Consider the following 25,276-nt stretch of genomic DNA (forward strand, 5'->3'; position numbering starts at 1 on the left):
GCGGTGGACGGCCCGCACGAGGGCGGGGCACAGCACAGTACGCTATGCGCACCGCCCGCCGGCTTGCGCCGGCATGGGCTTACTTCTGGTACCCGGCTTGGCGTACAGCGCGGTTGGCCGCGGCGTTGCCGGCCGTCAACGCTGCGTCGACGCTCATTTGGCCCGCGAGCGCACCGGAGATGCTCTGCCCGACGACGGTTCCGAACGATTGGAATTCGGGGATGCCGACGAACTGCACGCCCGTGTACGGAACCGGCTTGGCCGTCGGGTGGTTCGGGTCTGCCGTCTTGATCGCGTTCTCGACGAATTCGCCGAACGGCGCGGCCTGCTTATACTCCGGACGGTTATAGGTCGATTCGCGCGTACCCGGCGGCACCGATGCCCAGCCTTCGTCCTTCGCGACCGCTTCGATATAGGGCTTGCCGGTTGCCCATTCGATGAACTTCTTCGCGTCGTCCTGCTTCTTCGACGTCTTCGGAATCGCGAGCGCCCAGGCCCAGAGCCAGTGCGAACCGTTCGGCGTCACCGCCGTCGGCGCCGCGGCGAAGCCGATCTTGTCGGCCACTTGCGACTGGTTCTTGTTGTAGAGCATGCCGGCGGCGACGGTGGCATCGATCCACATCGCGCACTTGCCGGAGGACATCAGCGTCAGGTTTTCGTTGAAGCCGTTCGAGCTCGCTCCCGGGGGGCCGTCCTTCTTCATCAGGTCGACATAGAAGTTGACGGCCTTTTTCCATTCCGGCGACGTGAGTTGAGCGTTCCACTTCTCGTCGAACCAGCGCCCGCCCTCGGTGTTCACGAGCGTCGTCAGGTAGGCCATGTTCTCGCCCCATCCCGCCTTGCCGCGCAAGCAGATGCCGTAGACGCCGTTCGCCTTGTCGGTCAGCTTGTCGGCGAACTGAGCGATCTGGTCGTAGGTCGGCTTCGGCGGCATCGTGAGGCCCTTTGCCGCGAACAGATCCTTGCGGTAGAAGGTCATCGAGCTTTCCGCGTAGAACGGCAAGGCATACAGCGTGCCGTTGTACGAGAGGCTGTCGCGCACGGGCTTCATGACGTCGTTCACGTCATAGTCGGACGGCAGATTCGTCATCGGCGAAAGCCAGCCGCGCTTGCCCCACTGCGGCGCCTCGTATGCGCCGATCATCATCACGTCGAACTGGCCGCTGCCGGTCGTGATGTCGGTCGTCGCGCGCTGGCGCAGCACGTTCTCTTCGAGCACGACCCAATTGAGCTTGATGTCGGGATTGCTCTTTTCGAACTCGGCGGAGAGCTTCTTCATCTCGATCATGTCGGGGTTGTTCACCACCGCGATCGTGATCGTGGCGGCCGACGCGGCCGTCGCCGTCAACGCGAGGGCGGCGGCGGCGATCGCGCGCCGCGTGAGTCGAACGGCAGAGCCGGAATTGCGTTGCATCTGATGTCTCCTTAAGTCTTGTACGTTGTGGTGGAAATGCACGTGCGCTCAAAGAGAAGCGCGGTTCGTACTCAGCTCATCCAGTTGCCGCCGTCGACGTTCAGCGTCTGCGCCGTGATGTAGTCGGCGTCGCTCGAAGCCAGAAAGAGCGCGGCGCCCGTGAGGTCGGCCGGCAAGCCCATGCGCCCGAGCGGCACCTCTTCGCCGACGAGGCGCTTCTTCTCGCCGAGCGGGCGATGTTCGTAGCGGGCGAACAGGGCATCGACCTGTTCCCACATCGGCGTGTCGATAACGCCGGGGGCGATGCCGTTCACGTTGATTCGGTGCGGTGCGAGCGCAAGCGCGGCCGATTGCGTATAGCTGAGCACGGCGGCCTTCGTCGCGCAGTAATGCGAGACGAGCGCCTCGCCGCGGCGGCCGGCCTGCGAGGACATATTGACGATCTTGCCGCCGCGCCCTTGCTCGACCATGCGCTGCGCCACGGCTTGCATCAGGAAGAACATGCCCTTCACGTTGACCGCGAAGAGCGTGTCGAAGGTGTCCCACGATTCGTCGAGCAGCGGCCGCATGTCGAAGATCGCGGCGTTGTTGAACAGAATGTCGATGCCGCCGAAGCGGCCGACCGCCTGCTCGACGATCCGCGCGATGTCCTCGCGCCGCGTGACGTCGGCTCGCACGACGTGGACCGCGTCGGCATGACGCCTGGCGAGATCGGGGCAAATGGCGTCGGGGGATTTGACGTCGACGAGGATGCAGCGCGCGCCCTCTTGCAAATAGCGCTCGGCAACGGCCTCGCCGATGCCGCTCGCCGCGCCCGTCAGTACCGCGACTTTGTCGTGCAATCTCACGAACTTGTCTCCTGGGGTTAAGGGAACCCGTCTTTCTTGTTTCGTCTTTCTTGTGGTCTTGCGTTCTTTGCCGAGCGATCGCTCACTGATAGAGCAATTGCTCAGCTGTTGATCGAATGATCGGATACGCATCGGGGCCTGTCAAGGCGAGCCCTGCTTTTTCGATGTTGCGGTGCGCAATATTTCATTGGCCTTTCGGTCTATTGTGAAATTGGACTAAACTAACGAAACTTAGTCCATCGAAACAAGACGCCATGGAAATTGTGAACATCCACGAAGCAAAGACCCACCTCTCGCGGCTCGTCGATCAAGCCGCGCTCGGGGAGGCTTTCGTCATCGCCAAGGCGGGCAAGCCGCTCGTCAAGGTCGTCCCGCTCGATGCGCCCACTGCCGGGCAGCGTCGCCGTCTCGGATTTCTCGCAGGAGAAATCGCCGTGCCCGACGATTTCGATCGGATCGGCGCCGGCGAGATCGAGCATCTTTTTGGAGGGATCGGTACTTGAAACTGCTACTCGACACTCATCTATTGCTCTGGGCCGCCGGGCAGCCCGATCGGCTTTCGGCCAAGGCTTGCTCGTTGATCGAAGACGAAGCCAATACACTGCTGTTCAGTGCCGCGAGTCTCTGGGAGGTCACGATCAAGAGCGATCTTGGAAGAGCCGACTTCCGGGTGGACCCGCGACTGCTGCGCCGCGGGCTCATCGACAACGGCTACCTCGAGCTGCCCATCACGCATCATCACGTCCTATCGCTGAAGGGCCTCCCGCCGCATCACCGGGATCCGTTCGACCGGATGCTCGTCGCGCAGTCGATCACCGAAGGCATCGCGCTCGTCACGACGGATCCGGTTGTCGCACAGTACGAAGGGCTCGTGAAGCACGTGTGAACGCCGAAACGGTCTGTCCCCGGCTCATTCGCGCCCATTCGAGCCTTGTCGGCAAGCGAAAAAAAATGCGCGGGAAAACGGCCTTTATACGCAAAAAGAAATACACCTCATAAATGCCAGGACGCGCTCGCCCCGTCCGAAAGGACAGGTAGGCCCGCCGAGCCCTTGCCGGCGTCGCGGTACGTTCCACCGGTGGCCCAGCGCATATCGGCGTCGAAAAGGATGGAATAGGCCGTGGCGTCTTGTGCGCCTCGCACCTTGGCCCTACCGTTGAGCCACCCAATACAAGAGACAATGGAGCGAGACACATGCAATCGAACACGGTTCACCCGTGCGACGAGCAGTTGCCGTTTGGGCGACTGCTTACGCTCGGCATTCAGCACGTTTTGGTCATGTATGCGGGCGCGGTTGCCGTGCCACTCATCGTCGGTGGCGCCCTGAAGCTGCCGAAAGATCAAGTCGCCTTTCTCATCAGCGCGGATCTTTTCTCCTGCGGCATCGCCACGCTGATTCAAACGCTCGGGCTGTGGATCTTCGGCATCCGCCTGCCCGTCATCATGGGTTGCACGTTCGCCGCCGTCGGCCCGATGGTGGCGATCAGCACCAATCCGCAGCTGGGCATTCTCGACATCTTCGGCTCGACGATCGCGGCCGGCGCCATCGGTATCGTGCTGGCTCCCGCCATCGGCAGGATGCTGCGATTCTTCCCAACCGTCGTCGTCGGCTGCGTGATCTCGGTCATCGGCTTGTCGCTGATGGAAGTGGGGATCAATTGGGCCGCGGGCGGTGTCGGCAATCCCAATTACGGCGCGCCGCTGTTCCTCGGCTTGTCGCTGTTCGTGCTCGTGCTGATTCTGCTCATCAACAAGTTCTGCCGCGGCTTCATCGCCAACATTTCCGTGCTCATCGGCATCGTCGCGGGGTTCGTCGTTGCCGCCGCCACGGGACACGTCTCGTTCGACGGCGTGCGCGCAGCGCCCTGGGTCGGCATCGTCGCGCCCTTCCACTTCGGCTTCCCGCATTTCGACCCGCTTGCGATCGCGACGATGGTCACCGTCATGTTCGTCACGTTCATCGAATCGACGGGCATGTTCCTCGCCGTGGGCGACATGGTCGGCCGCCCCGTCGATCGGCGCACGCTCGTGCGCGGGCTGCGGGTTGACGGGCTCGGCACGCTCGTCGGCGGCATCTTCAACTCATTCCCGCATACGTCGTTCTCGCAAAACGTCGGGCTCATCGGCGTCACCGGCGTCAAGAGCCGCTACGTCTGCGCCACGGGCGGCCTGATCCTCGTCACACTCGGACTGTTTCCGAAGATGGCGCAGGTCGTCGCCTCCGTGCCGCCGTTCGTACTCGGCGGCGCCGGCATCGTCATGTTCGGCATGGTCGCGGCCAACGGCATCAAGTCGCTCTCTCGCGTCGACTTCACGACGAATCCGCACAATCTGTTCATCGTCGCCGTGAGCATCGGGCTCGGCCTCGTGCCCGTGGTCTCGCCGAAGTTCTTCGCGCAATTGCCGCCCGCGCTTTCGCCGCTGCTGCACAGCGGCATCCTGCTCGCATCGGTGTCCGCGGTGCTGCTCAACGTCATCTTCAACGGTGTCTCCAGCAAGGACACCCACGAAAGCGAATATGAAACCTCGCACGACGAGCACGAAAGCCGGCCCTCGACCCGACTCGAGCGGCGCGCAGCCGATGCGCACTGACTGAGCGATAAGTTCCGCCGCCTCGATGCGAGGCGGCGTATCGAAGAAGGGCGCGCGTCGAGCCGATCAGGCTCCACGCGCGCCCTTCGCGTTTTCCATCTCGTGGAGTGACACTCGTCACGCTACAACCACCCTCAAGGCACCCTCCTCCATTTCATCTGACGTTATCCGATAGTTAGTAGAACTAACCTATCGTTTATACCTAACTCGCCATACGTCAGAGGATTTCAAAACCCCGCTCCGCTCGAGTGCAAACCCTTGCGGCACAAGGCTTTCGAGGCGCCCTGAGATCGCCCTCGATTTATTCACACAAAACATTTCGACGAGAAATTTCGAGGGCCCGGACGGATCTGTCTAAACCCTGGCAAACGTTTGCCGTAAACAAAATTGGGAGCCTCTCTCCCCCACCCCGTTGCGAAAGTGGTCCTCATACCGCTTCGTCCATCATTAAGGAGTCCTAACAATGTTGCGTTTCCTACGGTCCCTTTCTCGCGACGAGCGCGGCGTCAGCGCGCTCGAATACTCGGTCCTGGCCGGCATCGTCGTCGTTGCCGTCGCGGCAGCAGGCACGATCTTCGGCGGCGCGACCGGCCTGCCCGCCCTCTTTCACAACCTGATCACCAACGTCACCGCCGTTCAGGCCAGCGGCAATTGATGCCTTGATGCCGTTCGGCGGCAACGCCGAACGGCTCGTCTAGGCCGTATCCGGCTGTTATCGATCGAAAGGCAAACGCATCATGGATGCAATCGACGCCCTTGCCTGCGCCGTGTTGTCGATATTGGCCGTCTCCGATTTGCGTCGGCGCCGTCTGCCCAATGCGGCGGTCGCGGCCTACGCAGCGCTTTATTTCATGCACGCGTGGCTCGCCGGCGAAAGCCGCGCCGGGCTCGAAGCGCATGTTGCGGCAGGCATCGGCGCGCTCGCATTCGCAGCCGTGCTGTTTCGCTTCGGATGGCTCGGCGGCGGCGACGCCAAGTTGTTCGCCGCCGTGTTCTTGTGGACGGGCCCGCTTCACGCGAGCGCCGTCTTCTTCGTCATCTCGCTGTCCGGATTGGTGCTCGCGCTAGCGCAGATGGCCTGCGGCCGGCTGCGCAGCCGCGCGAATGCCGGCGCGGCGCTCGCATGGCTCGCGCCCGCGCGCGGCGTGCCCTACGGCGTGGCGCTCGCGGCCGGCGGCATCGCTGCCCTGTGGCTGCCGCACGGACAAGCGCACGCAGTATCGCTGCATCAGGCGGCCTGGCTGCCCTCGATTCACGTACGGCTCACATAACGGAACGCCGTCGTCATGCAAAACATCCTTAAGCTAGCCGGCCTCATCGTCATTGCCGCGATCGGCGCGTTCGTCTTGCGAGCGCTCTACATCACGGCATCGCGCCCGGGTCCCGCGAAGCCGCCCGCGACGGTGCGCATTCGCGCCGCCGCGGCCGACTTGCCCGACGGCCTGCTGCTGCGCGACAGCGACCTCGTCTGGAAGCGCGTCCCTCGCGCGGACGCACCGGCCGGCGCAATCGTCGAAGGTCAGCCCGACGGCGCGGACCTCAAAGGCGATTTGCTGCGTCACGCCGTCCACGCCGGCACGCCGCTCGGCCCGGCCGACGTCATCTCGCCGAGTTCGCCGGGGTTCCTCGCCGCGGCGCTCAAACCCGGCATGCGGGCGATCTCCGTGGCGATCGACGACGTTTCCGGCAATGCGGGACTCATCGAACCGGGCGACTACGTCGACGTTCTGCTGACACAGCAGATCTCGGCCTCGCCGGGCGCCGCGAGCACGTCCGACCGCACCGTCGAGGCGGAAACGATCGCCGAACGGGTGCGCGTGCTCGCAGTAGGCACCGCGTTCACGCGGCCCAAGGATGACGAGAAGAAGCAGAGTCCGGCCAAAGCGCGCACCGTCACGTTCGAGGTCACGCCGCGCAGTGCCGAAGTCGTCACGGTTGCCGCGCATCTCGGCTCACTGTCGTTGGCGTTGCGCAGCTTCGCGACACGGGATCGCAACGCCGCGCCGGCGGAGGACGTGATGGAGCCGCAGATCCCGCCCGTCTGGGCGCGCGACGTCTCGCGCGGGCTGCGTGCGATGACGCCCGCGCCGCAGGCGACGGAAACCCACGCAGCCATGCCGAAGGCGGCCGCCGGCGTGCGGGACGTCGTCATCTATCGCGGGTCCAAGCAAACCGATTCGCTAGGCCTGCAAGGCGGCTCGGCCGGCTTGATGCCGCCGTTGCCGCCGGGCACGCCGACGGCCGCTCCGGCGGCACCCGCCACCGCCGCGCCGGCCGCCGCGCTCAGCGCGCCGAGCATTCATCCTGCTGCTTAGGATCACGAAATGATTCTCCGCTTCACTCGACCTGTTGCGCGTCTCGGTCGCCTCGCGCCGCGGCCCTCGCACCCGTACCCCCGCTCGCGCTTGCTGGCGATTTTCGCGTGCCTAGCCTACGCCGCCGCTTGTTTTTGTCTGATGGCTGGGCCGGCCCACGCCGCCGACGAAGCCTCGGTGCTGTCGGTACCCGCGGGCGGCGGCGCGATGGTGCAGTTGCCCGAAGCGGCCGTGGCCGTCTTCGTGGCCGACCCCGACGTGGCCGACGTGCACGTGCCCACGCCGAAGACGGTGTTCGTGCTCGGCAAGAAGGCCGGCACGACGACGTTGTTCGCGCTGGGGGCCAACAATCGCCCCATCCTGCGCAAGACGATCATCGTCGCGATGGACACCGCATCGATCCAACGGCTGCTCGACGCACGCTTTCCTCAGTGGCGGTTGACCGTCACGAGCGCGCCCGGTTCGCTGATGGTGAGCGGGCACGTACCGAGCGCGGCCGACGCCGATGCGGTCGTGCAAACGCTGAAGCCCTATCTGCACGGCCAGGAATCGCTAGTGAACCGGCTGACGCTGGCGCAGCCCATCCAAGTGCACCTTCGCGTGCGCATCACCGAAGTCGACCGCAACATCACGCAGCAGTTGGGCATCAACTGGAGTTCACTCGGCTCGAGCGGCAACTTCATCGGCGGACTATTCAGCGGCCGCACGCTGTTCGACCCGACATCGAAGCTGTTCGACCTCTCGTCGACCGGCGCCTTCTCCGTGCTCGGCGGCTTTCACACGAACAACGTGTCGATCGACGGGGTGCTCGACGCGCTCGATCAGGAAGGGTTGGTCACGATGCTCGCCGAGCCGAACCTCACGGCGATGTCGGGGCAAACCGCCAGCTTCCTCGCCGGCGGGGAATTCCCGATCCCGGTGGCGCAAGACACGACGGGCGCCATCACGATCGAGTTCAAGCCGTACGGCGTCTCGCTCGACTTCACGCCGACGGTGCTCGCGAACAACCGTATCAGCCTCAAGGTACGGCCCGAAGTCAGCGAGATCGATCCGAACAACAGCGTGACGACCGGTTCGATCAAGGTGCCGGCCCTGACGGTGCGCCGAGTCGAGACGACGGTCGAGCTTTCGAGCGGACAAAGCTTCGCGATCGGCGGGCTGCTGCAAAGCAACAGCAGCGACGTGCTCTCGCAATTGCCCGGCCTCGGCCGGCTGCCCGTGATCGGCAAGCTGTTCTCGTCGAAGAATTATCTGAACAACAAGTCGGAAGTCGTCGTCATCGTGACGCCCTATATCGTGCAGCCCGTCGGTCCCGGTCAGACACGCGACGCGCTCGACAGCGTCACGCATCCGAGCAGCGACGTCGAGTACGCGCTGCAGCGCGCGCTCGGACTCGATCCGCTGGCCGGCGATGCACCCAGACTCGTCGGCGCCGCCGGCTTCGTCTACTGAATGGAGAGCGTCGATGCGCAATCGCTCAGCCACCCTGATCCTTTCCGCCGCGCTCGCCGCCGTCTTCGGGACGGGGCTGTCGGGCTGCATGTCGGAGCATCCGCCGCTCGGTATGCCGGACGACTCCGTCATCGGTTTCACGGCCGCGGACGGCGGCCGAGCCATCCCGCCGCAATGCGACCGGTTGAACCAGCCTTCGCATATGGTCGACGCGGGCCGCGGCCGGCCCGGCGTCGAGTTCGGCTGCGCGACGTACTCGAATCTCGCCGCGATGCTCGTTCGGCCCGCCGATCTCGTCGCACCGATCCCGTATGCGGGCGCCGACGCGGCGCTCGGCGCGAGCGCCGTGCGCGCCTATGACGAAGGCCGCGCGACACCGCTGAACTCGACCTCGACGACGAAGTCGATCACGCATTGACGATGACTTGGGACTACTAGGGACTTCACGCCATGGGTGCCTTCGATCTGCGCTCCAACAGCCGCCGCGCACAGCCGCTCGCGACCGATCGCATCGTCGCCGTGCTGGCCGACGCGAGCAGCGAGGAAGTCGTTAGAAACCTCATGCTCGACCAGGGCATGGCTCACGCCTTCGTCATGCGCGGCGCGATCGACGATGCGGTCGAACTCATGCGCGGCCTGCCTCATGCACCGCGGCATCTGCTCGTCGACGTGTCGGGTTCGGCCATGCCGATCTCCGATTTGATGCGGCTCGCCGAGGTCGTCGATCCGTCGGTCAGCGTGGTCGTCGTGGGCGATCACAACGACGTCGGTCTGTTCCGATCGCTGCTGCGCCTGGGCGTGCAGGACTACCTCGTGAAGCCGTTGACCGTCGAACTCGTCCAGCGCGCACTGACGGCCGCCGATCCGTCCGCCTCGGCTCGCGCCGGCAAGGCGATCGGCTTCATCGGCGCGCGCGGCGGCGTGGGCGTCACGACGATCGCCACGGCCCTCGCGCGCCATCTCGCCGACAAGACGCGTCGCCGCATCGCCTACGTCGATCTCGATCTGCACGGCGGAGCGGCGGCGTCGATGCTCGGCATCACGATGAACAACGGCTTGGCGGAGCTGCTGCAAAACACGCAGCGGCTCGATCAGCAACTCATTCATCAGACTGTCGTCGCGCAAAGCGATCGGCTGTTCGTGCTCGGCGCCGAGCTGTCCTACGATCAGCCGCTCGCGCTGCGCCCCGGTACGGTCGGCGAACTCGTCGCCGCACTCAAGCGACACTTCCACTATGTCGTCCTCGATCTGCCGCAACGGGCCGGCGCCTTGGTCGACGAAACGCTCGATGCGTGCGAAACGATCCACGTCGTGGCCGATCGCTCAGTCCACGCCGCGCGCGAAACGGCGCGGCTGTGCCGCTTCGCCGAAGGACGCCCCGCCGACGCCGCGGTATCGGTGCTGCTCAATAACGCGCAGCAGCCCGTGCGCGGACGTGTCGCGCATGGCGACTTCGTTCACGCCCTCGGCCGGGCGTCGGTGCACGAGTTTCCCTACGAACCGCAGACGCTCGCGGTGGCCGAAAACCTCGGGGAGGCGATTGCCGAAGGCAAGCACTCGGCGTTCGCGCGCGCCGTGGTCGCGCTCGCCGATGCCATCACGGGGTCGGACGCGCCGGCCGTCGCGGCGCCCTCGCCGTGGTACGCGCGGCTGCGGTCGAAGCGGAGCGCCGCGTGATGTTCGGACGTAAAAGCCACGCCCCGTCGATTGCGAAGCAACCCAGCGTCGCGAGCGAGGCGGCTCCGGTCGATGCGGCACCGAGCAATAGTGCGGGCGCGAATGGGCAAGGGCACAGACACGCGAATGCAAACGCAAACGCGAGCGCCGGTGCACGCGCGCCGGCCGACATCGCACGGCATGCGACGGCGAGCGCCGTCGCCGAGTCGCATCGGAACGTGCCGGAGGCGGAGCAGCGGATGGCCCCGGCTCCCGCCCCCTCATCGCCTCCGGCCGACCGCCACGAGGCATTGATTCGCTCCGATACGTTCAAGACGATACGCTCGGCCGTGTTCGCGTCGATGAACATGTCCGCCGCGTTGATGATGTCGCGCGCGCAAGTGCGCGAGGGCATCGAGCAGATCGCCGCGGAGACGATCGCCCGCGAACGCCTGACGATCACGCTCGCCGAGCAGGCGCTCGTGGTCGACGAGATCCTCAACGACATGTTCGGCGTCGGCCCAATCGAGCCGCTGCTCGCCGACGAGAAAGTCACGGACATCCTCGTCAACGGCCCCGATCAGGTCTACGTCGAACGGGCCGGCCGGCTCGAACTGACGCCGCTCAAGTTTCGCGACAACGCGCACGTGATCAACGTCGCGCAGCGCATCGCCGCGGCCGTCGGCCGCCGGGTCGACGAAAGCAGCCCCCTCGTCGATGCGCGGCTTGCCGACGGCAGCCGCGTCAACGTCGTATTGCCGCCGATCGCTCTGCGCGGCGCATCGATCTCGATTCGTAAATTCGCCAAGCGCAACATCACGCTCGGACGCATGGCGCAGCAAGGCAACATCTCGCCGGCGATGGTCGAGGTGTTGCGGATCGCGAGCGCGTGCCGCTTGAACATCGTCATTTCGGGCGGAACGGGCTCGGGCAAAACGACGCTGCTCAACGCGATGTCGAACTTCATCGATCCGCACGAGCGCATCGTGACGATCGAAGACGCCGCCGAGCTGCAGCTGCAGCAGCCCCACGTCGTGAGTTTGGAAACGCGCCCGGAAAACAGCGAGGGGCTCGGCGGCATTTCGCAGCGCGACCTCGTGCGCAATGCGCTGCGGATGCGCCCCGACCGCATCATCCTCGGCGAGACGCGCGGCACGGAAGCGTTCGACGTCCTTCAAGCGATGAACACGGGCCACGACGGATCGATGACGACGATCCACGCGAATACGCCGCGCGACGCGATCACGCGGCTCGAGAGCATGGTGATGATGGCCAACGGCAATCTGCCGCTGATTTCGATCCGGCGGCAGATCGCGAGCGCCGTCCATATGATCCTGCAGGTGGAACGCATGCGCGACGGCATGCGGCGCATCACGCGCGTCACCGAAATCGCGGGCATGGAAGGCGACATCGTCATCACGCAAGATCTGTTCGCCTTCCGATTCAACGCCGGCGGCTATGAGGATCAGGTGCGCGGCACGTTCGAGTCGTCCGCGCTGCGGCCGGCCTTCGCGCAACGGGCCGCCTACTACGGGCTCGAGGACGAACTGATCGGAGCGATGCAATCGTGAGGCCCGCCGACGTCGTCGCAGCCGGCGCGTTCTTCGCGATCGTCATCGCGGGGCTCATCTTGCGTTCGCTGCGCGAAATGGCACGCAAGCAACCCACCCGACGCATCGCGGAGCGCGTCGGGGCACTGCGTGATTCGCATGCGGAAAGCCGGCGCACGCGCAGCGAAAAACCGTCGCATCAGCTCGTGAGCTTCGATCGCCGCCGCGGCGACGAGCAGGCCTGGCTGGCGTGGCTGCGCGCAAAACGGCAACGCATCGAGACGATCGCGGGACGCGCCGGGGTACGCAACATCATCGCCGTCGCGCTGCTGGCGGGCCTAGTCGATTTCGTCGGCGGCGCGCTCGCCGGGCTGCCCCTCTGGGCACGCACGCTCGGCGCCTTGGTCAGTGCGCTCATCGCCCTGCGCGCGACGTACCTGATCATCATCAAGCGTTTCAAGCAGCGCTTTCTCGCCGTGTTTCCCGACACGCTCGATCTCATCATCCGCGCCGTGCGTGCCGGCATTCCCGCCGTGCAGGCCATTTGCACGGCGGGCGTCGAAAGCGAAGAGCCGGTGCGCTCGACGTTTCGCACGATGGGCGATGCACTGCTCGTCGGCGCCGAAATCAAGGACGTGCTCGAACAAGCGGCCGAGCGGCTGCAACTCGCCGACTTCTCGTTCTTCGCCGTCTGTCTCGTCCTGCAGCGCGAAACGGGCGGCAATCTCGCGGAGACGCTCGAGAATCTCGCCGCCATCGTGCGCACGCGCCGCGACATCCGCGCCAAGACCAAGGCGCTCACGGCCGAAGGACGAATCTCGAGCAAGATCATTTCGGGCGTGCCGTTCTTCATCATGGGCTTCCTCTACCTCGTCAATCGTCCGTACATCACGCTGCTCTTCGATACGCGCGCGGGCCACAAGATGCTCGTCCTCGCAGCCGTGCTGCTGACGATCGGCCTCTCGCTGATCCGCAAGATCGCCAACTTGGACACCTCGCGATGAACACCGCCAACCTGTGGACGAATCTAGCGCTCGTCGCCCTGCTTGCGGGCGCGACGCTCTGGCTCTTGCTGCACGGGCGCAGCACGCGTGCGCGCATCGCCCAGCGCGTGAGGCTCGGCGCCGCGCGCGCGAGCGCGACGGGGCATGAACGAAACGTGCCGCAACAACTTGCACACAAAGTCGCGACGATCGGCGAGCGGATGCCGATCATCGACGCGGCCGAGCGCGGCAAGCTCGCGACGCGGCTCGCGAGCGCCGGATTCCGGGAGTCCCGCGCCGTTTCGATTCTCGCGGGCCTGAAGATCGTCTGCGGCGCCTGCGTCGCCTTCGGCGCGATCGCACTCGCGCCGCACCTGCCGCGCATCGGCGGCTACTTCGTCTTCCGCCTGCTGGCGATGGCGGGCGCGTTCGTCATCGGCATGATGCTGCCCGAGTACGCGCTCGGGTACGCCATCAAGCGCCGCCAGCGAGCGATCTCGGCCGCCCTGCCCGATGCGCTCGATCTGCTCGTCATCTGCACGAACGCCGGCAACAGTCTCGTCGTCGCCATCAAACGCGTCGCAGCCGAACTGCATACGATCTGCCCGCCGCTGTCCGACGAGTTTTCGGTGACGGCGGACGAGCTGCAGATCGGCAGCGACAGCGCGGTGGCACTGAACGCGATGGCCACGCGGATCGGCCTCGTCTCGATGCGCGCGCTCGTGACGACGCTCGTGCAATCGCAGCAGTACGGCACGCCGATCACGCAATCGCTGCGCATGCTGTCCCGGACCGAGCGCTCGATGCAAATCATCGCGCTCGAAGAGAAAGCCGCGAAGCTCGCGCCGAAGATGACGCTGCCGATGATGCTCTTCATCATGCCGACCGTCGCGTTGATCGCAGCGGGGCCGGCCATCATCCGGCTCATCGCGGTGTTTCATCATCATTGAAGATCCATTGAAGATCGTTCGAACCGTGGGAGGTTTCATGTACTCGGTCCCTCTGCCCTCGCGCCGCCTGCTTCCGCTGATCGGCGCGTTCATGGTCGGCTTGCTCGCCGCCGGCTCCATGACCGGCTGCGCGAGCGGGCCGCGCATCGAGACGCGCCCCGTCGTCGCCACGCACGGCGTCGATAAGAGCACCGACCTGCGCATCGCCGAAAGCGCGCTCGAAAGCGGCGACACGCAACTCGCGGCTTCGCTCTTCGAGAAGGCGCTCAAGGCCGATCCGAGCTCGTCGCGCGCGGAGCTCGGCCTGGCCGATGCGATCTACCAAGCGGGCGATCTCGCGCGCGCCGGCATGCTCTACGCGCACGTCGCCGCAGGCGCCCCCGACGATCCCCGCGCCCAGCTGGGGCTTGCCCGCGTGGCGCTGCGCGAGCGCAATCTCGACGACGCGGTAGCACGGTATCGCCGTCTCCTTGCCGCCCACCCCGACAATCCCGTCGCGGCCGAAGGGCTCGGTGCCGCGCTCGACCTGCAAGGCAAGCACGGCGAGGCGCAAGCGGTCTATCGCGCGGCACTCGCGCGCCACCCCGAGGCGCAGGGCTTGAAGACGAACCTCGGCCTCTCGCTGATCCTCGATCGGCGTGCGCGCGCGGGCGCGAACGTGCTGCTCGACATCGCGGGCCTTCCCGATGCGCCCGCGCAAGCGCGCGAGAACCTCGCGCTCGCGTACGGCGTACTCGGCAACGCCGAAGCGGCCAAACGCATTCTCACCGCCGACATGCCGGCGGCATCGGCCGAGGACAACTTGCGCTTCTATCAAAACCTGCGCGCGCGATGGTCGACCCCGAGCAGCCAGGGCGATGCGGCCGGCAACGCGGGCAGCGGCCATGCGGCCAGCGTGCAGCCGGTGCCGTCGGCGCAGGTCTCGCCGCAAGGCGCGCTCGAATGAACCGCTGGGCGCGCCTCGCCTCGAACGAGCGCGGCGTCGCGGCGCTCGAGTTCGTGCTCGTGTTTCCGTTCCTGATGACGGTCTTGTTCGGCATCGTCGACACGAGCCTGCTGCTGTGCGACAAGGCCGTCATCACGAACGCGAGCAGGGAGGCTGCGCGTGCGGGCGTCGTCGTGCGCGTGCCTCAACTCGGGGCGAGCGACGTCCAGAACGTCGCGCTCGCCTATGCGCAGAACAATCTGGTGACGGGCGGCACGGCCACGACGCCCGTGGTCACCGTCGATCAATCGGCCGGCACGTCGCCCGGAGATCCGCTCAAGGTGACCGTCACCTATACGTACGACGGTCTCGTGCTCGGCTCGGCGCTCAGTTCGCTGACGGGCCCGGTGACCGTCACGGCAACGACGGTCATGAACTATGAGTAGACGTGCGTTACGTTTGCGCCGGCCTTCGCGCCGCCGGCAACGCGGTTCGGTTCCGCTATGGTTCGTGCTGACGGCGCCGATCCTGCTGATGTTCGGCGCGTTCGCCGTCGATATGCCGCGCGTCACGACCGTGCGCAACGAATTGCAGAACGCGGCCGATGCCGCCGCGCTTGCCGGCGCGTCGAAGCTCATCGACAGCAGCAGCGGGCCCGATTGGGCCAACGCAGCGAGCGAGACGAGCGCGGCCGTTTCGTTGAATGCGTCGGACGGCGTCACGCTGACTGCCGGCAGCGTGCAAACGGGATTCTGGAATCTGACCGGCACACCGTCGACGCTCGAAGCGCAGACGATCTCGCCCGGGCTCTACGACGTGCCCGCCGTGCAGGTGACGGTCACGCGCAGCGCGAGCCAGAACGGCGGCCCCGTCGATCTGCTGCTCGGCGGTTTTCTGGACGTGCTGAGCACGCCGGCGAGCGCGACCGCCGTGGCCGTCGCCGCCGCGCCGTCAACGGTCGATTCGGGCGGCCTGTTCCCGATGGTTATCGATCAGTGCGTGCTCGACCAGTACTGGGACGCGGAAACGAACGAACCGACGATCGACCCGTCGACCGGGCTGCCCTACGAATTCCAGATCGGCAATGGTCAGCTTTACGGCTCGAGTTGCGAGGCCGGACAATGGACGTCGTTCCTCATCAACGCGAACGACGTGCCGACCGTGCGCGGCCTGATCGCATCGGGCAATCCGTCGCCGCTTTCGATCGGCGACGACATCTGGATCGAGCCCGGTGTCAAGACGACGCTCTACAGCAGCGTCCCCACCGGCGTCACGATCGTCGTGCCTGTGGCCGAGCAGATCATCACGCACAGCTACGTGCCGATCGTCGCGTTCGCGGCGTTTTATGTCGATGGGTCGTACGGCGGCAGCCAGAAGTACATCGAGGGGCATTTCGTCGGCGGCTATCGGATCCCCGTGCAGTCTTGGGGCGTTGGGCCCGACTATGGGGCGTATGTGGCGCCGCGGCTGGCGCTTTGATTCTGGCGTACTCTCACTCTCACGCGCTCGGTAAAGAGCGGTGCGCTTCCATACAAAAAAAACGGCGAGCTGATTGGATCAGCTCGCCGTTTTTGCTTCTGCGTGTAACTGCTGCGCTTCGTATCGTCAGCCCGCCGTCTTCGCCGCCGGGGAAGCCGATGCGCCCGCAGCCGCCGACGCCGCCCCCACCGTCGCCGGCGCATCGGCCGGCCGCGGTGTTTCGCCCGTGTTCGCGATCCAGCCGCCGCCGAGCGCGACGTACAGATCCACGAGGTTGTCGAGCCGCGCCACGCGCGCGTTGATGAGCGCCTGCTGCGCCGTATAGAGATTCGTCTGCGCGGTCAGCACCTGCAGATAACTATCGACGCCGTTCTTATAGCGAAGCTGCGACAGATCGAGCGAGCGCGTTTCCGCGAACGTCGTCCGTTCCAACGCCTGGATCTGCGAATCGTACGTGCTGCGCGCCGCCAGATCGTCCGCTACCTCACGAAATGCCGACTGAATCGCCTTCTCGTAGTTCGCGATCTCGATGCGCTTCTGCACGTGCGCGAGATCGAGGTTGGCCACGTTCTGTCCGCCCTCGAAGATCGGCAGCGCAACCTGCGGCGCGAACGACCATGCCGCCGAGCCGGCCTTGAACAAGCCGCCGAGCGTCGGGCTTGCCGATCCGAACGAGCCCGTCAGCGAGATCTTCGGGAAGAACGCCGCCCGCGCCGCGCCGATGTTCGCATTGGCCGCGCGCAGCGTCGCCTCGGCTTCCATGATGTCGGGCCGGCGCGTGAGCAGATCGGAAGGCAACCCCGCCGGGATGTCCGTCAGCAAACGCTGATCCCCGAGACCGTTGCCCGCCGGCAGATCGTCGGGCAACGGCTGCCCCACGAGCAACACAAGTGCGTTTTCGGCTTGCGCCCGGGCACGCGCCTGCGCTTCGCGATTCGCGCGCGCCTGCTCGACGACCGTTTCCGCTTGACGCAGATCGAGCTCCGAGCCGGTGCCGTTGTCGAACTGCAGCTTGGTCAAGGCGTACGACGCTTCGGCCGTCTTCAAGGTGTCGTCGGTGGTCTTGAGCAGATCGTCGACGGCCAGCATTTGCAAGTACTGCTCGGCCACCTGCGCGACGAGCGAAATCTCGGCGGCCTTGCGCGCTTGCGCGGTTGCCAGATATTTCTCGAGCGCCTGGTCCTTCAAGCTGCGAATGCGCCCCCAGAAATCGATCTCCCACGACGTATTGAGCCCGACCTGGTACTGCTGCGAGATCGTCTGACCGAGGAACGACAAATCCTTCGGCGTGCGAGACACCGATTTGCTGCCTTGCGCATTGAGCGTCGGGAACAGCGCCGCGCGCGCGATCCGGTATTGCGCGCGTGCCGCATCGACGTTCAACACGGCAACGCGCAGATCCCGGTTGTTCGCCAGCGCGAGCTGGATGATCTGCTGCAGGCGCGGATCGGAGAAGAACTCGCGCCAGCCGATGTCCACGGCCGTGCGGCCGCCGGCCGTGTCGCCCGCGCTTGCCGCCGGCTGCGTCGCGTAAACACCCGAGGCCGGGAACGCCGCGGCCACCGGCGCGGCCGGACGCTCGTATTTCGGCTCGAACGTGCAACCGGCCGCGACGACCGCCACGGCGAGCGCAATCAATGAATATCGTTTCATTTCAATGTCCTTCGTCGCCGTTCTTGTTCTCGCCACGGTCCGGCGCGTGCTGCGCCGAATGGTGAGCCTCGGCAAGACGCGCCGCCTCATCCACGTCCTCCGATTCGCCCGCGAACTTCGCGCGGATCACGACGAAGAACATCGGGATGAAGAAGATCGCGAGGAACGTCGCCGTCAACATGCCGCCGATCACGCCCGTGCCGATCGCATGCTGGCTCGCCGAGCCGGCACCGTTGCTGATCGCGAGCGGCAGCACGCCGAGAATGAACGCCATCGACGTCATCAAGATCGGACGCAGCCGCAGCCGCGCCGCTTCCATCGCCGCCTCGACCGGCCCCATGCCTTCGCTCTGCTGCAGTTCGCGCGCGAACTCGACGATCAGAATCGCGTTCTTGGCCGAGAGGCCGACCGTCGTGAGCAGACCGACCTGGAAGAACACGTCGTTCTCGAGCCCGCGGATCGTGGCGGCCAGCAGCGCGCCGATCACGCCGAGCGGCACCACCATGATGACCGAGAACGGAATCGACCAGCTTTCATACAGCGCGGCCAAGCACAGGAACACGACGAGAATCGACAGGCCGTAGAGAATCGGCGCTTGCGAGCCCGATTGAATTTCCTGATACGACAGCCCCGTCCACGAGTAGCCGATGCCGGCCGGCAGCTTCGCCGCGATCTTTTGCATCGCCTGCATCGCCTGGCCCGTACTCTTGCCCTGCGCGGCCGCCCCTTGGATTTCCATCGACGAAATGCCGTTGTAGCGCTCGAGCTTGGGCGAACCGAACGTCCAGTGGCCCGACGCGAACGACGAGAACGGCACCATCGTGCCCGACGTGTTGCGCACGTACCAGTTGTTCATCTCCTCCGGCGTCATGCGGAACGGCGCATCGGCCATCACGTACACCTTCTTGATCCGGTTGTCCGTATCGAGGAAGTTGTTCACGTACTGCGATGCCCAAGCCACCGAGAACGTCTGGTCGATCGCCTCCGGCGAAACGCCGAGCGCTTGCGCCTTCTCGCGGTCGATGTCGACCTTGAACTGCGGCGTGTCGTTCAGCCCGTTCGGCCGCACGAGCGCGAGCGTCGGATCCTTGGCCGCCATCCCGAGCAGCTGATTGCGCGCCTTCATCAGCGTATCGTGGCCGAGCCCCGCGTTATCGGTCAGCTCGAAATCGAAGCCCGATGCCGTGCCGAGTTCGGGAATCGACGGCGGATTGAACGGGATCACCATCGCGTCCTTGTAGCGCGAGTAGTGCATGAACATCCGCCGGATGATCGCCTGCACCTTCTGATCCGCGTGCTGCCGCAAGCCGTAGTCCTTCAGCCGCACGAACACGAGGCCCGAGTTCTGGCCGCGGCCCGCGAAGCTGAAGCCGTTCACCGTGAAGACCGATTCGACGAGCGACTTCTCCTTCGTGAGCAGATAGTCGGAGATGTTCGAGAGCGTGCGCTCCGTCGTTTCCTGCGTCGATCCCGTCGGCGTCTGCACGATGACGAACATCAGGCCTTGATCTTCGTCGGGCAGGAACGACTTCGGCAAGCGCACGAACAGCAGCCCGACCGCGACGATCACGGCCAGATAGATCACCAGCCATCGGCCCGAACGGCGGATCACGTGATGCACGCCGCTGTGATACTTGTCGCGGCTGCGCTCGAACGTGCGATTGAACCAGCCGAAGAAACCGGTCGTGGCCTCGTGCTCGTCGCCCCGGATCGGCTTGAGAATCGTCGCGCACAGCGCCGGCGTCAGAATCAATGCGACGAGCACCGACAGCACCATCGCCGAAACGATCGTGAGCGAGAACTGGCGATAGATCGCACCCACCGAGCCGCCCGAGAGCGCCACCGGCACGAACACGGCCGACAGCACGAGCGCCACGCCCACGAGCGCGCCCGTAATCTGCCCCATCGCCTTGCGCGTCGCGTCTCGTGGCGAGAGCCCCTCCTCGCGCATCACGCGCTCGACGTTTTCCACCACGACGATCGCATCGTCCACGAGCAAACCGATCGCGAGCACGAGCCCGAACATCGACAGCACGTTGATCGAGAAGCCCACCACGTTCATGATCGCGAACGTACCGAGCAGCACCACCGGCACGGCGATCGTCGGAATCAACGTCGCGCGCAGGTTCTGCAGGAACAGGTACATCACGAGGAAGACGAGCACGATCCCTTCGAGCAGCGTCTTGACCACTTCCTCGATCGACAGGCGCACGAACGGCGTCGTGTCGTACGGGTACTTCACGACGAGGCCGTGCGGGAAGTACTTCTGCAGATCGGCGATCTTCGCGCGCACTTCCTTGGCCGTTTGCAGCGCGTTCGCGCCCGTGGCCAGCTGAATACCCATACCGGCCGTGGGCTGACCGTTGTACTTCGTATCGAAGTTATAGGTTTCGCCGCCGAGCTCGACGCGCGCGACGTCCTTGATCCGCACCTGCGAGCCGTCGGGATTCACCTTCAGCAGGATGTTCTCGAAATCCTTCGGCGTGCGCAGCAGCGTCTGCTCGGTGATCGTCGCCTGCAGCATCTGCCCCGGCACGGCGGGCGTGCCGCCGAGCTGGCCGCCCGCAATCTGCACGTTTTGCTGCTGCAACGCGGTAACGATGTCGCCCGGCGTCAAACTGAAGCTCGTCAGCTTGTTCGGGTCGAGCCAGATCCGCATCGCGTACTGCGTGCCGAACAGCGTGACGGTGCCGACGCCGTCGAGACGGCTGATCGGATCTTCGATGTGCGAAGCGACGTAGTTGGAGAGGTCGTACCGGCTCATGCTGCCGTCTTCGGAGACGAATGCGAGCACGAGCAAGAAGCTGCTGCTCGATTTCGTCACCTTCGTGCCGAGCTGCTGCACGACCGTCGGCAACAGCGGCGTCGCGAGCGACAGCTTGTTTTGCACCTGCACCTGAGCGATGTCGGGGTTCGTGCCGGCATCGAACGTCAGCGTGATGGTGGCCGTGCCCGAGTCGTCGCTCGTGGAAGACAAGTACAGCAGGTGGTCGAGGCCGCTCATCTGCTGCTCGATGACCTGCGTGACCGTGTTTTCGACCGTCTTCGCCGACGCACCCGGATAGCTCGCCGAGATCTGGATCGACGGCGGCGCGATCGTCGGATATTGCGCGATCGGTAGATTGAAGATCGACGCGACCCCCGCGAGCATCAGGATGATCGCAATCACCCACGCGAAGATCGGCCGATCGATAAAGAACTTTGCCATTGTTACGGGCTCTCCGTGATCAGGCGGCGGGCGCGGACGCACCCGAGGCCGGCGCAGCACCGCTGGCTGGGGCCTCCGCTGTCGCCGGCAACTGCGCCGGGACCGGTTTCACTTGCATGCCTGGATGGACCTTCTCCGTGCCTTGGACGATCACGCGATCGCCGGGCGTCAGGCCGCCGTCGACGACCCAGTCCGGACCTTGCATGCCCGTGGTCGCGAGTTCGTGCGGCACGACTTTGTTGTCCGCTCCGACGACGAGCGCCACGGCGGCGCCCTTCTGATCGTGCGTCACGCCGATCTGCGGCACGAGCATCGCGTGCTCGTTCACGCCTTCGTCGATGCGCGCCCGCACGAACATGCCCGGCAGCAACACGCGGTTCGGGTTCGGGAACAGCGCGCGGATCGTGACCGAGCCCGTCGATTGATCGACGGTGACGTCCGAGAACTGGAGCTTGCCCGGCAGCGGGTAGGGCTGGCCGTCTTCGAGGATCAGCGTGACCTTCGCCGCATTGGGGCCGCCGACCTTCAAGCGCCCTTCCTGGATGTCGCGGCGCAGCTTCAGGCCGTCGAGGCTCGATTGCGTCAGATCGACGTAGACGGGATCGAGCTGCTGGATCGTATCCATCAGCGTCGCTTGGCTCGCCTGCACGTAGGCGCCCGGCGTGACTTGCGAAACGCCGGTGCGGCCCGAGATCGGCGCGACGACGTCGGTGTAGCCGAGGTTGATCTGCGCCGTTTCGACGGCGGCCTTGCCGGAGGCAACGTCGGCCATGGCCTGGCCTTCCGCGGCCACCGCGTTGTCGTAGTCTTGCTTGCTGACGGCGTTCGCCGCGACGAGTACCTTGTAGCGATTGGCTTGTGCCGTCGTGCTGGCGAGATTGGCCTGCGCCTTCGCGAGCGTCGCCTTCGCGCTGTTCAGCGCGGCCTGATACGGCGCCGGGTCGATCTTGTAGAGCCGCTGGCCCGCCTTCACTTCGGTGCCTTCGGTGAACTCGCGGCGCAGCACGATGCCGTCGACGCGCGCGCGCACTTGCGCCACGAGGAACGCGTTCGTGCGGCCGGGCAGTTCGGTGACCACGGGTACCGCGCTCGGCTGCACGGTGATGACGCCCACTTCGGGCGTTTGCTGAGGCGGTGCGGACGGCTTCTGGCCGCATGCCGCAAGCGCCACGGCCGCGGTGGCGGCGCAGATTAGGCGAATTGGAACCGGTTGGACACGCATGGAGCGACCTCTGGTCTATAGCTGGGAACGAAATAATCCTGTCGCGCCTCTTCCCCCGCGAGACGCGCGGCGCGACGGTCGTCGCAAAACGCTTGGGTAAGTCGATGGGCGCCGGCTCGAACGCCATACCTTGCGTAGGGCGCTGCGCGAGGCGCGCGGGAAGCACGCGAAGTACGGCAAGGTGCGGCAGACTCGCGCGCAAACGACTGACGATAATACCCGCGATTTCGCTTACTGCTCACTTACCCGCGCTTCGAGACGCTTCAAACGCTGGCGCGTATTTTATATACATTCTCGACTGTATGTAAAATGGCTATCATTACGCGATGTTCCGAAGCCACGGCTGCGCGTGTCAGCTTGTCATTTCGCGAAAAGTCGTAGCAATCGAACCGACGGCGGCCGGGTATGTCCGCGAAGGCGCCTTCCCAACGGGCAGCGATAAATGGTAAGACGAACGAAGGAAGAGGCCCTGCAGACTCGCAACCGCATTTTAGATGCGGCTGAGCAGGTGTTTTATGACAAAGGCGTGTCGCGCACGTCGCTCGCCGACATCGCCGCGCAAGCGGGCGTGACGCGCGGCGCGATCTATTGGCACTTCGAGAACAAGGGCGATCTGTTCACCGCCATGTTCGATCGGGTGCTGCTGCCGCTGGACGAACTCAAAGCTCCGCCGGCCGATGGGGGCGAGGACGATCCGATCGCGCGCCTCGCCACCGTGCTCAAGTGGTGCCTGCAGGCGGCCTCGACCGACCCGCGGCGGCGGCGCGTGTTCGACATCCTGTTTCTGAAGTGCGAATTCGTCGAGGAGATGGGCCCCGTGATGGAGCGCCATCAGACGAGCATGCGCGAGGGGGTCGGCAAGATCGAGGCGGATTTGATGCTGGCCATCGAGAAGGGGCAGTTGCCGGCCGATCTCGATACGCGCCGCAGCGCGCTGTACATCCACGCGTTCATCGGCGGATTTCTGCGCGATACGCTGCTGTTGCCGGCATCCGACGATTTCGCCTCTCACATCGACGGGTTCATCGATGCGTGTCTCGATGCGCTGCGCACGAGCCATGCGCTGCGAAAGACGCCGGCCAAAGCCGGCCGCCGGCACTAACGGGTACGGCCGACACGAGTACGCAAGTTCGACGCGTTCGGTGCAGGCTTCGATGCGCGCCGAACGCGCTATACGCGCTATACGCGCTACACACACTAGAAATTTCGGGCCAAGCCGGCCATGAACAGATCTTGATCTTTGTTGTTGCCGGTCGCCACGCGATTGAAGCGCAGGCTCGCGGCCCAATCGTTCGTCACCTGGTAGCTGACCTGCGCGCTGAGCAAGGCGTTGAGCCGCATCTTGTTCGATACCTCGTCGCGGTCATACGAGAGATAGGGCCCCACGCCTGCCGACAAGGTCCATTTGGTTTGGATCGGCGCGACATACCAGAATTGCGCGGCCACCCCTCTTCTGCCGGCGACCCCGTTGTTGCCTTCATAGAGGAAGCTGCCCGAATACGCCCAAGCATTGCCGAGGGGCCGTTTGACTTCGACCATGTAGCCCTTCTCGATCGGCACCTGGGGATGGTTCGTCTGCGACGTCCCGGCCCACACGCTCACCTGCGTCTTGCCGTCGGAAAACGCCGGGCTGGCGTTGCCGGAAAAATCCGAGCCGATGCCGAACAGCACCATGTCGGAGTTGAATCCGTCGATCATCTGGACATGGTTGTACTGCAGCTTCAGGAAGAAGCCGTTGGGGACCAGGTAATACCGCACCGCCGCCGAGGCACGCACACCCCAGCGCTTTTCGTTGCGCGGCGCGTTGTCGACGTGCGTCGTGTCCATGCTGAAATACGGCCCCGCCGAAAGTTCGAGGACCACGCGGTCGTCGACCGGCCAGCGAAACGAGCCCAAAGCGGCAAAGCCGTCGCGGTGATGATCCAAGGGGTGCCCCTCGTTCAGATAAGCGACGTAGGCGGAAAGGTAGTCGGTCAGGACGTCGCCGAAGCCGACTTCATAGGCGCGCCACCGCATGTCTCCCCCCTGGGTCGCGCTGCCGTCGCCGAACACCGCATAAGCATCGATCTTTCGCCCCGGCGGCGCGGACGCGGCGGCGGGGTTCGGTGCGCTGTCGTCGGCGTGCGCCCAGCCCGCGCACGAAAGCGCCGCGACGGCGCTTGCAAAGACGACACACGAACGAATGCGATGGCCCTGGCTCATGTTCATGTCGATGCCCTCCTTACGTCCCTAAGTCGGTAGCTGCGATTATACGAAGCGAAACCCACATGACGGGACGAAGGATGATCGGGAGGGTCCTCTCAGGCCGCAGGTCACGCAGCGACGCGCGCCCTAGCCTTCTTGTTCGACGCTCCGATCGATCCGCGCTCGATCGCGTGGCCTGCTTCGACGGCGGCAATCCAAGCGTCCGTGCCGATCACCGCCGCGAACCGCGAGTGCATGACGACGGTGAACGCGCGATGGATCTCCTCGGCACTGGCATAGCCTGCGTCGTTCTCGTAGGGCAGCGCGCCCGTCGCATCGCTCAGATGCTCCACCGTCATCCCGGCATGCGACGCATGCAAGACCGTCGACACATTGCAGTTGTGCGTCATGTAGCCGACCACCGACAGCGTATCGATCTCATGTTCGGCGAGCCAATCAGCCAGATCCGTGCCCGCGAACGAGCTCGGCAACGTCTTTTCGATCAGGTGATCGTAGGCGCGGCTCGCCACGACCGGATGAAGCGCGGCGCCATGCGAGCCGCGTGCGAACATCGACGCATCGGGCGACTCGATGTGCTGAACGACGATCACGGGTACCGAATGCGCGTGCGCGGCATCGATTGCGCGCGCGATGTTGGCCAGCGAATCCTGCACAGGCGGATATTCGATCGGCAGCTCGCCGGTGACGTATTCGTTTTGGACGTCGATGACGAGCAGGGCGCGGCGCGGGGACGTGGACATGGCATTTCTCCTTTCGATTTCGATTTCGATTTCTAGGACGGGTTGGGGTCGCCGCCGGGCGTTTCGCGTCTTTACGCTGTTTCT

General features: G+C 65.2%; 23 protein-coding genes. 16 read left to right on the forward strand and 7 right to left on the reverse strand.

Annotation, left to right across the window (positions count from 1 at the left end):
- Positions 1-79: 79 nt before the first annotated feature.
- A complete protein-coding gene (locus tag DWV00_RS04440) occupies positions 80-1,414 on the reverse strand; it encodes an ABC transporter substrate-binding protein (RefSeq protein WP_115532353.1) in 1,335 nt (444 codons plus the stop codon).
- A 71-nt stretch (positions 1,415-1,485) separates the two neighbouring features.
- Positions 1,486-2,262: an L-iditol 2-dehydrogenase gene (locus DWV00_RS04445; protein WP_115532354.1), complete on the reverse strand. Its 777-nt coding sequence runs from the start codon at positions 2,260-2,262 to the stop codon at positions 1,486-1,488.
- A gap of 254 nt (positions 2,263-2,516) precedes the next feature.
- Between DWV00_RS04445 and DWV00_RS04450 the strand changes: the two genes are divergently transcribed.
- The 15 genes from DWV00_RS04450 (at position 2,517) to DWV00_RS04520 (ending at position 16,164) form a co-directional block, all read left to right on the forward strand.
- Complete coding sequence (locus DWV00_RS04450; protein WP_115532355.1) at positions 2,517-2,765, forward strand: type II toxin-antitoxin system Phd/YefM family antitoxin; 249 nt, start codon at positions 2,517-2,519, stop codon at positions 2,763-2,765.
- Positions 2,762-3,148 (forward strand): type II toxin-antitoxin system VapC family toxin, encoded by a 387-nt coding sequence (locus DWV00_RS04455; RefSeq protein ID WP_115532356.1) that lies wholly within the window; start codon positions 2,762-2,764, stop codon positions 3,146-3,148. The genes DWV00_RS04450 and DWV00_RS04455 overlap by 4 nt, the downstream gene beginning before the upstream one ends.
- A gap of 308 nt (positions 3,149-3,456) precedes the next feature.
- A complete protein-coding gene (locus DWV00_RS04460) occupies positions 3,457-4,854 on the forward strand; it encodes a nucleobase:cation symporter-2 family protein (RefSeq protein WP_115532357.1) in 1,398 nt (465 codons plus the stop codon).
- 463 nt (positions 4,855-5,317) lie between these two features.
- Complete coding sequence (locus DWV00_RS04465) at positions 5,318-5,509, forward strand: Flp family type IVb pilin (RefSeq protein WP_115532358.1); 192 nt, start codon at positions 5,318-5,320, stop codon at positions 5,507-5,509.
- Positions 5,510-5,591: 82 nt separating this feature from the next.
- Positions 5,592-6,125, forward strand: a complete 534-nt coding sequence (locus DWV00_RS04470) for an A24 family peptidase (protein WP_115532359.1) — start codon at positions 5,592-5,594, stop codon at positions 6,123-6,125.
- A gap of 15 nt (positions 6,126-6,140) precedes the next feature.
- A complete protein-coding gene (gene cpaB / locus DWV00_RS04475) occupies positions 6,141-7,169 on the forward strand; it encodes a Flp pilus assembly protein CpaB (protein WP_115532360.1) in 1,029 nt (342 codons plus the stop codon).
- 141 nt (positions 7,170-7,310) lie between these two features.
- A complete protein-coding gene (locus tag DWV00_RS04480; RefSeq protein ID WP_115532361.1) occupies positions 7,311-8,621 on the forward strand; it encodes a type II and III secretion system protein family protein in 1,311 nt (436 codons plus the stop codon).
- A gap of 13 nt (positions 8,622-8,634) precedes the next feature.
- On the forward strand, positions 8,635-9,039 hold the full coding sequence (locus tag DWV00_RS04485) for a CpaD family pilus assembly lipoprotein (RefSeq protein ID WP_115532362.1): 405 nt from the start codon (positions 8,635-8,637) through the stop codon (positions 9,037-9,039).
- A gap of 32 nt (positions 9,040-9,071) precedes the next feature.
- On the forward strand, positions 9,072-10,298 hold the full coding sequence (locus DWV00_RS04490; protein ID WP_115532363.1) for a CpaE/TadZ family protein: 1,227 nt from the start codon (positions 9,072-9,074) through the stop codon (positions 10,296-10,298).
- A complete protein-coding gene (locus DWV00_RS04495; RefSeq protein ID WP_115532803.1) occupies positions 10,298-11,848 on the forward strand; it encodes a TadA family conjugal transfer-associated ATPase in 1,551 nt (516 codons plus the stop codon). Before DWV00_RS04490 ends, DWV00_RS04495 begins: the two co-directional genes overlap by 1 nt.
- The gene (locus DWV00_RS04500) at positions 11,845-12,831 is read left to right on the forward strand and encodes a type II secretion system F family protein (protein WP_115532364.1); all 987 of its coding nucleotides are present in this window, start codon (positions 11,845-11,847) and stop codon (positions 12,829-12,831) included. Before DWV00_RS04495 ends, DWV00_RS04500 begins: the two co-directional genes overlap by 4 nt.
- On the forward strand, positions 12,828-13,760 hold the full coding sequence (locus DWV00_RS04505; protein WP_115532365.1) for a type II secretion system F family protein: 933 nt from the start codon (positions 12,828-12,830) through the stop codon (positions 13,758-13,760). Before DWV00_RS04500 ends, DWV00_RS04505 begins: the two co-directional genes overlap by 4 nt.
- A gap of 37 nt (positions 13,761-13,797) precedes the next feature.
- A complete protein-coding gene (locus tag DWV00_RS04510) occupies positions 13,798-14,706 on the forward strand; it encodes a tetratricopeptide repeat protein (protein WP_245964724.1) in 909 nt (302 codons plus the stop codon).
- Complete coding sequence (locus tag DWV00_RS04515; protein WP_115532366.1) at positions 14,703-15,131, forward strand: TadE/TadG family type IV pilus assembly protein; 429 nt, start codon at positions 14,703-14,705, stop codon at positions 15,129-15,131. The genes DWV00_RS04510 and DWV00_RS04515 overlap by 4 nt, the downstream gene beginning before the upstream one ends.
- Positions 15,124-16,164, forward strand: a complete 1,041-nt coding sequence (locus DWV00_RS04520; RefSeq protein ID WP_115532367.1) for a TadG family pilus assembly protein — start codon at positions 15,124-15,126, stop codon at positions 16,162-16,164. The genes DWV00_RS04515 and DWV00_RS04520 overlap by 8 nt, the downstream gene beginning before the upstream one ends.
- Positions 16,165-16,290: 126 nt before the next feature.
- Here the strand turns inward: DWV00_RS04520 and DWV00_RS04525 are convergent, their stop codons facing one another.
- Genes DWV00_RS04525 through DWV00_RS04535 form a run of 3 tightly spaced genes read right to left on the reverse strand, consistent with a single transcriptional unit; the run spans position 16,291 to position 22,247 of the window.
- Positions 16,291-17,817 (reverse strand): efflux transporter outer membrane subunit, encoded by a 1,527-nt coding sequence (locus tag DWV00_RS04525; RefSeq protein WP_115532368.1) that lies wholly within the window; start codon positions 17,815-17,817, stop codon positions 16,291-16,293.
- Position 17,818: 1 nt separating this feature from the next.
- Complete coding sequence (locus DWV00_RS04530) at positions 17,819-21,025, reverse strand: efflux RND transporter permease subunit (RefSeq protein WP_115532369.1); 3,207 nt, start codon at positions 21,023-21,025, stop codon at positions 17,819-17,821.
- Between the two features lie 19 nt (positions 21,026-21,044).
- Positions 21,045-22,247, reverse strand: a complete 1,203-nt coding sequence (locus tag DWV00_RS04535; RefSeq protein WP_115532370.1) for an efflux RND transporter periplasmic adaptor subunit — start codon at positions 22,245-22,247, stop codon at positions 21,045-21,047.
- Positions 22,248-22,689: 442 nt separating this feature from the next.
- On the opposite strand from DWV00_RS04535, the gene DWV00_RS04540 reads away from it, so the two are divergent.
- Entirely contained in the window at positions 22,690-23,349 is a 660-nt protein-coding gene (locus DWV00_RS04540; RefSeq protein ID WP_115532371.1) for a TetR family transcriptional regulator, read from the forward strand.
- A 95-nt stretch (positions 23,350-23,444) separates the two neighbouring features.
- Here DWV00_RS04540 and DWV00_RS04545 read toward each other — a convergent pair whose 3' ends face one another.
- Both DWV00_RS04545 and DWV00_RS04550 read right to left on the reverse strand, forming a co-directional pair.
- Complete coding sequence (locus DWV00_RS04545; RefSeq protein WP_115532805.1) at positions 23,445-24,449, reverse strand: hypothetical protein; 1,005 nt, start codon at positions 24,447-24,449, stop codon at positions 23,445-23,447.
- Between the two features lie 110 nt (positions 24,450-24,559).
- Positions 24,560-25,192 (reverse strand): cysteine hydrolase family protein, encoded by a 633-nt coding sequence (locus DWV00_RS04550; protein WP_115532372.1) that lies wholly within the window; start codon positions 25,190-25,192, stop codon positions 24,560-24,562.
- Between the last annotated feature and the right edge of the window lie 84 nt (positions 25,193-25,276).

This window comes from Trinickia dinghuensis (genome assembly GCF_003367175.1).
Classification (GTDB): domain Bacteria; phylum Pseudomonadota; class Gammaproteobacteria; order Burkholderiales; family Burkholderiaceae; genus Trinickia; species Trinickia dinghuensis.